This window comes from Algoriphagus lutimaris (assembly GCF_017051705.1).
GTDB lineage: Bacteria > Bacteroidota > Bacteroidia > Cytophagales > Cyclobacteriaceae > Algoriphagus > Algoriphagus lutimaris.
The window spans coordinates 1130848-1143635 of sequence record NZ_JAFIDJ010000001.1; the positions used below are offsets into that span (position 1 = coordinate 1130848).

A 12788-nucleotide genomic window follows, 5' to 3' on the forward strand; every position below is an offset into this window, starting at 1 on the left:
CATGAGTGTGTGAATTTTTGAAATAATCTGAATTGTGTTGAAAAAGTCGCTCTTCTAGATTTTCAGTCTGCCCAATGTAATAACGGTCCTTGGAACCTGAATAAAGGATATAAACAAAAAATAATACTGTCATTTGAACAATATAAAACAAAAAAACCACTCGGATTAGCGAGTGGTTTTTGTCGTTTCAGAGCCTCCTATCGGGATCGAACCAATGACCTACTGATTACAAGTCAGTTGCTCTACCAGCTGAGCTAAGGAGGCTTGTTCCTTTAACGTGCTGCAAATATAGGCCATGCTATATTTCGCTCCAAACCCTGTTAAAAGATTTTTTCTATCTCCTTAATTATGAGAGAGAAAAATTTAAAACTCTCTTATGATGGAAAGCTTTTTCTTTAATTTATCGATTTCTTCTTCTGCTTTTTGGATCTTCACATCAAATTGATCTTTCAACTTATCTGCAGTTTTGGAAGCGGCAAAAAACTCAAGATTGTTTTTCCACAAAACAATGTTGTTTTCTAAGTCAGCAATTTGTTTACGGATTCCGTGTTCTTTCTTATTAAGCGTCTTAGAAGCATTAGGATCAGATTGAATCTTGTTCAAGTTCAATCTGAATAAGAAATCTTCCCTGTCAAAATCTGGATCTAACTTCTCCAAATACACGTCCACCGCTGCTTTGAACTGGGCTTGAACTTCCTTCATATTTTTTCTAGGAACAAATCCAAGCTCATTGAACTTACCAACTAAAGCCGTCAGATTATCTTCAGAAGCATCTTTCGCAGATTCAATTTCCTTGATCACTTCTTGTTTCTTCTGCAAATTGGATTCAAACTCCGCATTATTCTGCTTATTGGCATTTCTTCTATTATCAAAGAACGTATCACAAGCGGTCTTAAACTTCCTGTATAGGGCATCTCTACTCTTTTCTGGAGTCGGACCTAACTTTTTCCAATCTTGCTGCAATTTGACCAATTGATTAGCTGTATTTTGCCAATCTGTATTATTCATCAACGCCTCTGCTTTTGTTATTAACTCTTCCGCTTTGGCTTGATTGGTAGCTCTGATTTCGTCAAGTTCCTTGAAAAATAGATTCTTATTATGAAAGAATTGCTTAAATGAACTCCAGAAAGACTTGTTGATTTCTTTTCCTGATTCTTTTGGAACCGGACCGATTTTTTCCCAAGATTTCTGAATTTCCAGAATTTCTTTTGTCTTCGTATTCCAATCCTTGATACGCTCCGCTTTAAAATCAGTAAACGCTTCCAGTTTCTTGATTAAGGCCTCTTTCTCTACCTGGTTCTTTTGGAAAACTTCTTTTTGACCTTCGTAATATTCCTTTCTTCTATCATAAACTGCATCAGAGGCAGCTTTGAATCGTTGCCAAAGATCTTCTTGTTCATCTCTAGGAACAGGTCCTATGTGCTTGAATTCCTCATGAAGCTCATTTAAAGATTTGATAGCATCTTTTAAGTCCTTCACATCTTTCAAAGCTTCCGCTTTTTCGCAAAGCTCAATTTTACTTTCTAGGTTCTTTTTACGATCAAGCTCTTTTAATTCAAAATAAATGCTTCGGTTATCGTAAAAACGGTCCATTAAGGCATTATAGCTTGCCCATAGGCTTCTATTTTGGGAAGATGGAACAGGACCAATAGACTTCCATTCTTCTTGAATCGCTTTGATAGAGGCCATGCTCAGAGTAGTCTCCTCTCCATCTACATGCTCTCTCAACTTATTCAGCAATTCATTTTTAGCAGCTAAATTTTCCTCTTTTTGCTTTTCAGCATCTTTTCGGATTGTATTTACCTGCTTTTTAAACTCGTAATAAAATTTATTGAATTCTTTTTCTTCCTCGCTAGGTCTGAAGTCAAAATCATCCTCAGTTCCTCCCTCTTCTTTAAATTTCGCTAAAGCTTCATCTCTTTCCTTATGGATAAATTCATCAAATGCAGCTTTAATTTCATGCACCAATTTATCCAGTTTCAACACATTACCTTGTTGAGACTTTTCTTTGATTAGTTTTACTAATTGAATTTTGGAAAGTGAAGAAAGATCTATTTCCTCTTCATGCTCTTCTTCCTCCTGGTCTTCCTCATCCTCATCCTCTGCAGTAGCTTCTTCTACTTTTGCAGTCTCTTCAACTTTCTCTTCAGAACCGATGATTTCAGGTGCTGACTCACTAACGGGCTCAGCCGTAGCAGGGGGATTACTTTCGGTAGTTTTTTCTTCAGCTTTCACCTCTTCGCTAGTCTCTGCTTCAGCAGTAACAGGCTCTTCAGAAGTTTCTTCTGTAGATTCTACTTTTGTTTCTTTTTCAATACCCTTTACCTCTTCATTTTTGGAGGTTTGGGTCACCTTGTCCTTGCCGGACAAATCATTACTTTTCTCAGTCATAAAAAACGCTACTATTTCAAGGCAATATGGGCAAAAGTAAGGATTTTGCCTAATTTAATCTTGGGTCCAGAGGATAATTTGCGATTACCTTAAACTCTCCTCCCATATTTTTCAAAAGCTTTCTCCAAAGCTCATCTGGAGTATATTCAAATGTCTGATAATCGACCTCTTCCTTACACACAATCCAAGTTTTATCTTCTAATTCTTCTTCTAATTGATTCAATCCCCAGCCACTATAACCAATAAAAAACCTAACCCTTTCAGGATCAATCAATCCTGTTTTCAATTTCTCCACTAATTGCCCATAATCCCCTCCCCACCATAAATCCTTTCCAATTTGTATACTTCTATCCAATTCTTTTTCTCCAAGGTATATGTAATGAAGCGTATTTTGTTCGACTGGTCCGCCAACAAACACATCAGAATCCAAAAACTCCAGATCCTCAACTAATTCTGCCAGTTTTAGAATAGAAACCTTGTTTATTACTAATCCAAAGCTTCCTTCCTCGTTGTGTTCACAAAGCAAAACAACTGATCTGACAAAATTTTCATCTTGCAAGAATGGCTCAGAAATTAGTAAATCTCCTGCCTTTGGTGTTATTTTCTCATTTTGATTCATTAACTAGTTGGTATAATTAAAAGAAAAATATAGATCATAATTTTTTAAAATCAATAGCCATAGTACATTTATCGCAAAATTTTTATTGAAATTAAATTAAAGATGAATATTTCAGCAATACGTAAGGATTACAGCCTAAAAACATTGAATATCAATGATTTATACACAAATCCTATAGACCAATTTAATTTATGGTTTCAAGAAGCACTGGCATCAAAAGTTATTGAAATTAATGCCATGACCTTATCTACTATTGGGGAAGATGGCTTTCCAAATGGCAGAATTGTACTATTAAAGGAAGTTGATTCAGGCTTTGTGTTTTTTACAAATTACCAAAGCCAAAAAGGAAGAGAACTTGCAAAAAACCCAGCTGCTTCACTGACGTTCTTTTGGCCTGAACTTGAAAGGCAAGTTAGAATAAAAGGGGAAATAGAAAAGGTTTCATCAAAATTGTCTGATGAATATTTCTTTTCCAGACCAAAAGGTTCTCAAATCGGAGCTTGGACCTCTCCCCAAAGTCAGAAATTAAAATCTAAGGAGGAGTTAGAGCGAAAGCAAAAAGAGATCGAAGAAAAATTTGAAAATACCCCAATGACAAGACCTCCGCACTGGGGAGGTTATAGGCTTACTCCTTCTTACATGGAATTTTGGCAAGGAAGACCTAGCAGACTTCATGACAGAGTTTGCTACGAAGAGAGAAATGGAACATGGGAGCTATCATTATTAGCCCCCTAATTCTTATTTAAGGTCAAATAAATCATCTACTCCAATAAATCTTTCTACCGTAAAACCTTCCCCATAGGTCTTTAAAATCCTATGGCCAAATTCTCTGGCTCTAGATTCTATGAATGGAAGAAATTCAGGATCAGAAATAAAACTTGCCGGCTCCTGGCTATTTGGATCAAAAAACTGAGACTTATATGCTTTGATACTCGCCACTTTTTCCTCCCAATAAGGAGTGATATCGACTATAAAGTCTGGCTTGATATAATTATTTTGAATGTAATGGTAGACGAATTTTGGTCTCCAAGCTTCTTGGCTTTCCCCTTCCAAGCTGGTTTCTATTTTCCTTAAACCACTCATAAAACAGGCTTTGGTAACTAAATCAGCCCCTTTTCCATGATCTGGATGTCTATCAGTAATCGCATTGGCCAAAACAATTTCAGGTTGATATTTCCTGATAACCTCAATCAAACGAAGCTGATGAGCTTCATCGTTAGTAAAATAAATATCCTTGAAACCCAAATTTTCACGAGCGGATAGTTTCAATATTTTGCCAGCAGCATTGGCTTCCTGTAAACGAAGTTCAGGAGTACCTCTGGTACCCATTTCACCTTGGGTCAAGTCTACTATTCCTACTTTATATCCTTTTGCTACTTGAGATAAAATGGTTCCTGAACAGCCCAATTCAGCATCATCGGGATGAGCTGCAATCACTAAAATATCAAGTTTTGTCATCGTTTACTTCATTATTATCTAACCCTTAGATTTTGTCCAATCCGGAGAATGCTTCGGGTAGAAATTCCGTTAAGTCTGGTTAATGTATTGATTGAAACCCCGTATCTCCTAGCAATTGCTCCTAAGGTTTCCCCTTTTCTTACTCGGTGATAGGCAGCAGTTCTTGCTTTTACTACATGAGAAAAGGTATTGGGGGTGATTAAATAATTTGGCCCAATGATTTTTTCTTCATCAAACTCATACACATCCTGAGGATCAAAAGGCAATCCTCGATACCTCAATTCATAATGTAAATGAGATCCGGTACTTCTACCTGTACTTCCTCCTTTGGCAATGATATCACCGGCTTTTACTTCTTGGCCAACATCCACCAAAAATTTAGATAAATGGCCATACAAGGTCTCTAGCCCGTTTTTATGTCGAATCACCAGGAAATATCCATAGCCATAGCGGTCATAGGAACGAACCCTTACGATTCCATCAAAACCACTATAAACAGGATCTCCTGTGACCAAGTCTAAGTCGGTACCATAATGCCATCTACCCCATCTGGAACCAAAGGAAGAGGTAACAGGATTTTTACTTAAAGGCATTTTCCATTCGTAACCAAAGAAAGGATCATACAACCTTATATTAACTGAATCCTGAAAAGTCTTCGGGTCGAAATTATAAATATCAATTTTCTTACTATCCCAATTGGAATAGTATTCATAGGCAGTAATCCAAATACTATCAATTTGAATTTGCTCTGAGATCTTTACCAATTGATTTGTGGGTGCCCAAATCATTACATTAGGATCCTCACTCACGATGGACCGTACTTTTCCAAGATTGACATTATTCTCGAAAATAATCGAGTCAGTCAAGGAAGAAAGGGTCCTCAAATAGGAATCCTGGTCAAAACTTCTAAGCTCTATGTTTCTACGCTCTTGAGAACCTGAAGCATTGGTAGTTGTATTATTTTTCTTAATAATCTTAGGAAAAACTTGAGCATTAGCTTCAAAGAAACCAATGCTCAAACAAATTCCTAAAACTATTTTTAGAATGAAAGACCTCATGAATTGGGTTTATGGATTCTCGATTTCGGCCAAATACCGCTCCGCATCCAAGGCTGCCATACATCCAGTTCCTGCAGCTGTTACAGCTTGTCTATATACATTGTCCTGTGCATCACCACAAGCGAATACACCTTCAATGTTTGTTTTAGAACTGCCCGGAATGGTGGTTATATAACCTGAATTATCCATATGGATATACTCCTTGAAAATCTCGGTGTTTGGTTGATGTCCAATAGCAACAAAGAAGCCAGAAATCGCTATTTCGGATTTTTCTCCGGTTTTATTGTTAAAAATTCTTACTCCATTTACTTCTTCCTCACCTAAAATCTCATCAGTCTCTGTATTCCACAAAACCTCAATCTTAGGGTTATTCATTACACGTTTTTGCATGATCTGAGATGCCCTCATTTCATCTTTTCTTACCAACATGTAAACTTTACTACAAATATTGGCCAAATAAGTGGCTTCTTCACATGCGGTATCACCAGCTCCAACTATTGCAACTTCTTGATTTCTAAAGAAGAATCCATCACAAACAGCACAAGCAGAAACCCCTTTTCCATTCAATCTTGTTTCACTTTCCAAACCCAACCATTTTGCCGAAGCACCGGTGGAAATAATGACAGTTTCGGCATGGATAGTTACTTGTTCATCTACAGTCACCACTTTTGGACTAACAGAGAAATCCACGTTGGTTACTAAACCATAACGAACACTAGTACCAAATCTTTCAGCCTGCTTACGAAAATCTTCCATCATTTGCGGTCCCATTACACCATCAGGATAGCCTGGGTAATTTTCCACATCATTTGTAATGGTTAACTGGCCACCTGGTTGTCCTCCAGTATAAAGAACAGGAGAAAGACCTGCTCTAGAAGCATAAATCGCCGCAGTATAACCTGCTGGTCCGGATCCAATGATCAAAACACGAACCTTTTCAATTTCTTGACTCATTAATAGCTTGTATTAAATCGGTTAAATTTTATCAATATTCTTAGGTAAACAATAACAGCACCTCTTAAAATTCCTTAAAAGAAAAAAAGATTGTCAGAGGATTTTTACTTTAAAAAACAGCAAAAAAACCCTCACATCTTTATAACAAAAAAGGGGCTTAAAAGCCCCTCTTGATATGCTTGACTTTTATCCCAAGTAGGGCTTCAACGTCTTACTTCTAGAAGTATGTCTCAATCTCCTGATGGCTTTCTCTTTAATCTGCCTTACTCTTTCCCTGGTTAGATTGAATTTTTCACCAATTTCTTCCAAGGTCATTGCATGCTCCCCATTAAGTCCGAAATAAAGGGTGATCACGTCGGCCTCACGTTGGGTTAAAGTAGAAAGTGCTCTCTGAACTTCCTTTCTAAGAGAGTCATTCATCAATCCATCATCTGGCTTCTCATCCCCATCATTTTCCAAAACATCCAAAAGGCTGTTTTCTTCGCCTTGAACGAATGGAGCATCCATAGAAACGTGACGACCAGAAATTTTCATTGTATCCACTACTTCACTAGCAGTTACTTCAAGTACTTCAGCCAATTCTTCTGGAGAAGGCTCTCTTTCAAACCTCTGTTCTAATTCGCTAAAAGTCTTGCTGATTTTATTCAAAGAACCAACTCTGTTCAAAGGCAAACGAACAATTCTAGACTGTTCTGCCAATGCTTGAAGGATTGATTGTCTAATCCACCAAACAGCGTAGGAAATAAACTTAAAACCACGGGTTTCATCGAATCTCTGAGCAGCTTTAATCAAACCTAAGTTTCCTTCATTGATCAAATCACCTAGGGAAAGACCTTGATTTTGGTATTGCTTAGCTACTGAAACGACAAATCGAAGGTTGGCTTTAGTCAATTTCTCCAATGCCAATTGGTCACCTTCTCTGATTCTTTTGGCCAGAACTACCTCTTCATCTGCTGTTAACAGGTCTACCTTACCGATCTCCTGAAGATATTTATCCAGTGACTGGCTTTCTCTGTTGGTAATCTGTTTGCTAATTTTTAGCTGCCTCATTCAGAATTATGATTTGTGAATTTTTAATTTATATCTATTGTCAAAATAATCAATTACTCAATTAACCTTGTTCTTTCGAAGAAGGTTTTTCTGGTTTTGGCAATAAAGCCTTTCTCGAAAGCTTGAATTTACCAGTCTTTTTATCGATATCGATTAATTTAACCATTATTTCTTCTCCTGGTTCAAGAACGCCATCCATATTCTCTACACGTTCCCATTTAATCTCTGAGATATGTAGTAAACCATCTTTACCCGGCATAAATTCCACAAATGCACCAAATGGTTGAATATTTTTTACTTTTCCTGTATAAGTCTCTCCAATTTCAGGTTGCGCAACGATGGATTTGATTCTGCTGATGGCAGCATCCATGTTGTTCTGATTAGCAGAGTAAATACTGATTTTTCCTTGGTTATCCACTTCCTCAATCACAATGGTAGTAGAAGTGTCTTTTTGGATTTCTTGAATCACTTTACCGCCTGGACCAATAACAGCACCGATCAACTCTTTAGGAATCATCATCATAAATGATCTAGGAGTATGTGGCTTCAATTCAGCTTTAGGTTCAGCCAATGTTTTGGTAATTTCATCCAAAATATGAAGTCTTCCTTCTTTGGCCTGCAATAATGCTTCCTTCAATACAGAATAATCAAGACCTTCCACTTTCAAGTCCATCTGACAAGCAGTGATTCCCTTGGAAGTTCCGGTTACTTTGAAATCCATATCGCCTAGGTGATCCTCATCTCCCAAAATATCAGATAAGATAGAATATTTACCTGTTTTTGCATCAGAGATCATCCCCATCGCAATTCCTGTAACAGCAGATTTAATTTGAATACCTGCGTCCATCAAAGCCAAGGACCCTGCACATACAGTTGCCATGGATGAAGAACCATTAGATTCCAATATATCAGATACGATTCTAATCGTGTATGGGTTCTTATCTTCAGGAGGAAGTACTTTTTTCAAAGCTCTCATAGCCAAGTTGCCATGACCTACCTCTCTTCTACCTGGTCCTCTATTAGGTTTTACCTCTCCAGTAGAGAATCCTGGGAAATTATAGTGAAGATAGAATTTGTTATATCCTGAAATGGTCGCCCCATCTACCATCATCTCATCCATCTTGGTACCTAAGGTACAAGTAGTAAGAGATTGAGTTTCACCTCTCGTAAATACCGCAGAACCATGAGCAGAAGGTAAATAATCAACAACAGACCAAATAGGTCTCACTTCGTTCAATTTTCTACCATCCAATCTTTTCTTCTCATCTAAGGTCAAATTTCTTGCAGCTTCTTTGTGAATTTTGCTAAAATAAGGACCGATCAGACTAGCTTCATACTCATGCTCCTCACCTAAACTCGCAACGAACTCATCTTTGATTTCTTTGATCAAAGCAGAACGCTCAGATTTATTGGCAATTTGCTTGCTTACAGAAGCATATAATTTATCATATAATTCAGCCTTCATCTTATCGAAAAGGGCTGGATCAGATTTTTCGTGATTGTATTCTCTTTTTACTTCTTTACCAACCATCTTGGTCAGTTCAATCTGCGCCTGGCAATGTCTCTTGATCTCCTCATGAGCAAATTGCATAGCTTCAAGCATTTCCTCTTCTTGAATTTCATTAGCTTCTCCTTCCACCATCAAAATGTAATCCAAAGAACCTGCTACAATAAACTCTAAAGAAGCTGATTCCAACTCGGTTGGAGTCGGGTTGATTTTTAATTTTCCATCTATTTTAGCCACTCTCACTTCAGAAATCGGACCATTGAATGGAATGTCGGATACTGCTAAAGCAGCAGACGCTGCCAATCCAGCCAAAGCATCTGGAAGTACCTCTTCATCCCCACTGACTAAAGTGATGGCAATCTGAGTATCAGCATGGTAATCATCTGGAAAAATCGGACGAATAGCTCTATCTACGATTCGGCTAATCAAAATTTCGTAATCGGAAAGTCTTCCTTCTCTCTTCAAAAATCCTCCTGGAATTTTTCCTGAGGAAGCAAATTTCTCTTGGTAGTCTACGGACATAGGTAAAAAATCCACCCCTTCGCCTGCTTCTTTCTTGGATACTACAGTAGCCAAAAGCATAGCTTTTCCCATCTTCACTACAACAGAACCATCAGCTTGTTTGGCTAATGCACCTGTCTCAATAATTATTTCTCTTCCATCTTCTAGTTTGATGGATTTGGTGATCAAGTTTGGTAACATAAATGCGTGTTAGTATGAAAGCGTCAAAATATAAAAATATATATGTACTACCCTAAAAAAAGAAAAAGTAAGGTTCTCTATTCTAGAGAACCTTACAAAAGGGTTATTTTCTAATTCCTAAATCGGCGATGATAGCTCTATAACGCTCGATTTCTTTTTTATGAAGATAGTCAAGAAGAGATCTTCTCTTACCTACTAACTTCAATAGACCAAGTCTGGAAGAGTGATCCTTCTTATTTGACTTCAAATGCTCAGTCAAATGCTTGATTCTGTGTGTAAAGAGGGCAATCTGAGACTCAGGAGATCCTGTGTCTTTTTCAGATTTTAACCGTCCATGATTCTTAAACAACTCTTGTTTCTTCTCTGAATTTAAATACATGTTTAGCTAAATTTTATAAAACAACCACAAAGGTAAGGCTAATATTCAAATAATAAAAGGTCAGACAGATTTTGGACGAATAACTTTAAACCGTTCTTTCAGCTTTTTCCAAATATTCTGATAAAAATCCGGCTCAAATAATCGGGCGTCTTTTCTAGCCTGCTTCAAAAAGAACAATCCAAATGGCAAAAGGCATAAATTAGAGAACCAAGTTCCAAACAAAGGGTCTACTATCCCTTCTTTGGCCCATTTTTCTCCGGAGATGGTCAACATGTAATATAAAATAAAGAAGATGATGGAAAGCAATACTGGCATTCCCAATCCTCCTTTTTTTATAATTGCCCCCAAAGGCGCACCTATTAAAAACATCACAAAGCATGCAAAAGCTTGCGTATATTTTTGGTACCAAGCAATTTCATACCTTCTAAATTCCCGCTCATCCGTATCAATTTGAGCCTTCTTAATATTAAAGGAATTCTTAAGGTTTCTGGAATTATTCATCGCCATGGTCATGGCATTGGTGATGTAGCCTTTTCCATAAACAAGGGAATCTATTTTAGACTTTTCTTCCTCAGTCAATGGAGCAACACGTTCTTTTTTGGGTTCTATCACTGCGGCCTTAATAGGAATGGATGAAGTATCAGATTCCTCTTTCTCTTCGATACTTTCCCTATTGATTAATCTTTTTTGTAAAAACAAAGAGTCATTTGGCAAAGATTTACTAGAAGAATTTGTCATTCTCCCTTTCAATTGCCTCCCATTTTCTACTGGATTATCTGACCTACTGTCCATTATCTCAGCCCTTCTCAAGCTATCTTGCTTATCCTTTATCCTTCCCAAGGAATCCGCAACTGCCCGTTCTTTCTTCATTTTAATTTGACGAAGAGAGTCATCCAATGCCCTTCGTTCTTTAATATGAGGTAAAGGTTCCAATTTCCTATCCCGGGTAAAAAAAGGAAAGGTAGCCTCTGCGGATTGATAATTCTGATACACTTTATCATTCACCAAGGTATTAATGGAATCCAATCCTTTTTTGATTCCTGAAATATCTTTAATGGCTCTATTGGTAGACCAAAGATCCTCAGGGGTCCTACTCATCTGAAAAGCATCCAAGTTGAAAATAATCACATTCTCCTGAAAAGTAGCTCTGTTAAAGCCTACAGGTTTTTCAGAAATGCCCCTTGTTGCTCGATCTTCTTTATAATTTGTCCCATTATACAGGGTCAACCTCATGTAGTTATCATTAAAAAAAGGCTCCATTCTTCCCGAATCGGCCAACGTAACACTAAGATTTCCTTGTCCTTGATTGTGATTGTAAATGATGATATCCCTTAACCGTACATCATCTAGCTTTCTATTCACTTTTATGCTATAACCTGGTATCCCATCATAAAATACTCCCTCTTTGATATCCAATGCAGGAGACTTCATTCTGATATCATACAACAAGCTGAAGGTTTTCAAGTTTACTTTTGGAACCAAATGGTTATTGGATAAGTAGGCTGCAAATGCCAACACTACCACAAATACTCCAATTGGTCTCAATGCGCGGACCAGTGAGATCCCACTACTTTTTATGGCTGTTAGCTCAAAATGTTCCCCAAGATTTCCGAAAGTCATTAAACTGGAAAGCAACACGGCAAGTGGTAGCGCCATGGGAGAAATACTAATCAAGAAATAGGAAATAAGCTCCATATAGATCAAAAAGCCCAGACCTTTCCCAAAGATCTCATCGAAGTATTTCAACATGTTGACAGTCAACAGGATGAAATCCACTACTAAAAATGTTAATAAAAATGGGCCTATAAAAGACCCTAGAATTAGCTTATCAAGTTTTTTCATGTGACAACTTACTTCCAAGCGGATTTACGTCCTTTTAGAAATGAAGTTCAAAAATGGTGATTTGTATTCAAATTACCCACCAATTATTTCTTTCAATGTCCCGATCAAACCTTCCCAAATGGCAGTGAGCTCCTCATCATCATATCCATCAGAATAATCGATCACTTTCAAAAACAAGGTTTGGGTCAATTCATTCTCTTCTAATTTAAATTCTATGTAAGAATGGTCCGTACTTTCCGGAGCATTGGGATCATAGAATTCAAATTTTACATGAGAATTGGACCGAATGGATGCAAGCTTGGCATAGTGATCTTCATTATCGAAATTGAAAATATAATTTTTATCCTCGTTAATCCGGACTTCATCGGCAAACCACTCTTCTAAACCACTTGCAGTACTTAAATATTGGAAAACTATTTTTTTGGAGGCATTGATTTGATAATCAGCAACAAACTTATTTTTGACCATGATATCTTCTTTTTCTTTGCGAAAAATTTACTTTTTTAAAGAACTGTAACTTGCATTTCACAGTACAAGACCTCATATTTGCATTCCCATTCGGAAGGGAGGTTTTCGGGTTTAAATATAATTCACATTTAAGCCTAAGATATTTGATCTTCGACGGCGGTTTAATATAGCCATTAATTTCAAATATCAATACCTGAAAAAGTTTATCAGGTATTTAAAAAACCTAAATATTGAAATTAGACCAATTTAACAATACCTGGCGAGGTAGCTCAGTTGGTTAGAGCGCAGGATTCATAACCCTGAGGTCACGGGTTCAACTCCCGTCCTCGCTACAAAGGCTTTCAGAAATGGAAGCCTTTT

The 12788-nt window shown here is 37.3% G+C and carries 12 protein-coding genes and 2 tRNA genes; 2 read left to right on the top strand and 12 right to left on the bottom strand.

All coding sequences use genetic code 11. The annotated features are described in order from the left end of the window. From JYB62_RS04600 to JYB62_RS04615, 4 genes are all read right to left on the bottom strand, one after another. The coding region (locus tag JYB62_RS04600; protein WP_205645413.1) for a GIY-YIG nuclease family protein at positions 1–133 on the bottom strand (133 nt) is incomplete at its 3' end. A 58-nt stretch (positions 134–191) separates the two neighbouring features. Further along, positions 192–264, bottom strand: a tRNA-Thr gene (locus JYB62_RS04605). 99 nt (positions 265–363) lie between these two features. Then, a complete protein-coding gene (locus tag JYB62_RS04610) occupies positions 364–2391 on the bottom strand; it encodes a DUF349 domain-containing protein (RefSeq protein WP_205644247.1) in 2028 nt (675 codons plus the stop codon). Between the two features lie 49 nt (positions 2392–2440). After that, positions 2441–3010, bottom strand: coding sequence for a YqgE/AlgH family protein (locus tag JYB62_RS04615; RefSeq protein ID WP_205644248.1), 570 nt, complete (start codon positions 3008–3010; stop codon positions 2441–2443). A gap of 102 nt (positions 3011–3112) precedes the next feature. On the opposite strand from JYB62_RS04615, the gene pdxH reads away from it, so the two are divergent. Then, a complete protein-coding gene (pdxH, locus tag JYB62_RS04620) occupies positions 3113–3745 on the top strand; it encodes a pyridoxamine 5'-phosphate oxidase (protein ID WP_205644249.1) in 633 nt (210 codons plus the stop codon). 3 nt (positions 3746–3748) lie between these two features. Here pdxH and bshB1 read toward each other — a convergent pair whose 3' ends face one another. The 8 genes from bshB1 to JYB62_RS04660 form a co-directional block, all read right to left on the bottom strand. Next, positions 3749–4468 (bottom strand): bacillithiol biosynthesis deacetylase BshB1, encoded by a 720-nt coding sequence (gene bshB1 / locus JYB62_RS04625; protein WP_205644250.1) that lies wholly within the window; start codon positions 4466–4468, stop codon positions 3749–3751. Between the two features lie 14 nt (positions 4469–4482). Next, positions 4483–5526, bottom strand: a complete 1044-nt coding sequence (locus tag JYB62_RS04630) for a peptidoglycan DD-metalloendopeptidase family protein (protein ID WP_205644251.1) — start codon at positions 5524–5526, stop codon at positions 4483–4485. A 9-nt stretch (positions 5527–5535) separates the two neighbouring features. After that, on the bottom strand, positions 5536–6480 hold the full coding sequence (gene trxB, locus JYB62_RS04635) for a thioredoxin-disulfide reductase (RefSeq protein ID WP_205644252.1): 945 nt from the start codon (positions 6478–6480) through the stop codon (positions 5536–5538). A gap of 186 nt (positions 6481–6666) precedes the next feature. Beyond that, positions 6667–7530: a sigma-70 family RNA polymerase sigma factor gene (locus tag JYB62_RS04640; protein ID WP_074224021.1), complete on the bottom strand. Its 864-nt coding sequence runs from the start codon at positions 7528–7530 to the stop codon at positions 6667–6669. Between the two features lie 61 nt (positions 7531–7591). Continuing rightward, positions 7592–9739: a polyribonucleotide nucleotidyltransferase gene (pnp, locus tag JYB62_RS04645; protein WP_205644253.1), complete on the bottom strand. Its 2148-nt coding sequence runs from the start codon at positions 9737–9739 to the stop codon at positions 7592–7594. A 103-nt stretch (positions 9740–9842) separates the two neighbouring features. Continuing rightward, on the bottom strand, positions 9843–10118 hold the full coding sequence (gene rpsO, locus JYB62_RS04650) for a 30S ribosomal protein S15 (protein ID WP_074224019.1): 276 nt from the start codon (positions 10116–10118) through the stop codon (positions 9843–9845). A gap of 60 nt (positions 10119–10178) precedes the next feature. Continuing rightward, positions 10179–11960: an LptF/LptG family permease gene (locus JYB62_RS04655; protein WP_205644254.1), complete on the bottom strand. Its 1782-nt coding sequence runs from the start codon at positions 11958–11960 to the stop codon at positions 10179–10181. A 72-nt stretch (positions 11961–12032) separates the two neighbouring features. Next, on the bottom strand, positions 12033–12428 hold the full coding sequence (locus JYB62_RS04660) for an START-like domain-containing protein (protein WP_205644255.1): 396 nt from the start codon (positions 12426–12428) through the stop codon (positions 12033–12035). A 258-nt stretch (positions 12429–12686) separates the two neighbouring features. On the opposite strand from JYB62_RS04660, the gene JYB62_RS04665 reads away from it, so the two are divergent. Continuing rightward, positions 12687–12760 (top strand) — tRNA-Met (locus tag JYB62_RS04665). Positions 12761–12788: the final 28 nt, after the last annotated feature.

Bases quoted from the DNA above. Each gene is read 5' to 3' on its own strand.
- JYB62_RS04610 (WP_205644247.1), bottom strand. From the start codon at position 2,391: ATGACTGAGAAAAGTAATGATTTGTCCGGCAAGGACAAGGTGACCCAA.
- JYB62_RS04615 (WP_205644248.1), bottom strand. From the start codon at position 3,010: ATGAATCAAAATGAGAAAATAACACCAAAGGCAGGAGATTTACTAATT.
- pdxH (WP_205644249.1), top strand. From the start codon at position 3,113: ATGAATATTTCAGCAATACGTAAGGATTACAGCCTAAAAACATTGAAT.
- bshB1 (WP_205644250.1), bottom strand. From the start codon at position 4,468: ATGACAAAACTTGATATTTTAGTGATTGCAGCTCATCCCGATGATGCT.
- JYB62_RS04630 (WP_205644251.1), bottom strand. From the start codon at position 5,526: ATGAGGTCTTTCATTCTAAAAATAGTTTTAGGAATTTGTTTGAGCATT.
- trxB (WP_205644252.1), bottom strand. From the start codon at position 6,480: ATGAGTCAAGAAATTGAAAAGGTTCGTGTTTTGATCATTGGATCCGGA.
- JYB62_RS04640 (WP_074224021.1), bottom strand. From the start codon at position 7,530: ATGAGGCAGCTAAAAATTAGCAAACAGATTACCAACAGAGAAAGCCAG.
- pnp (WP_205644253.1), bottom strand. From the start codon at position 9,739: ATGTTACCAAACTTGATCACCAAATCCATCAAACTAGAAGATGGAAGA.
- rpsO (WP_074224019.1), bottom strand. From the start codon at position 10,118: ATGTATTTAAATTCAGAGAAGAAACAAGAGTTGTTTAAGAATCATGGA.
- JYB62_RS04655 (WP_205644254.1), bottom strand. From the start codon at position 11,960: ATGAAAAAACTTGATAAGCTAATTCTAGGGTCTTTTATAGGCCCATTT.
- JYB62_RS04660 (WP_205644255.1), bottom strand. From the start codon at position 12,428: ATGGTCAAAAATAAGTTTGTTGCTGATTATCAAATCAATGCCTCCAAA.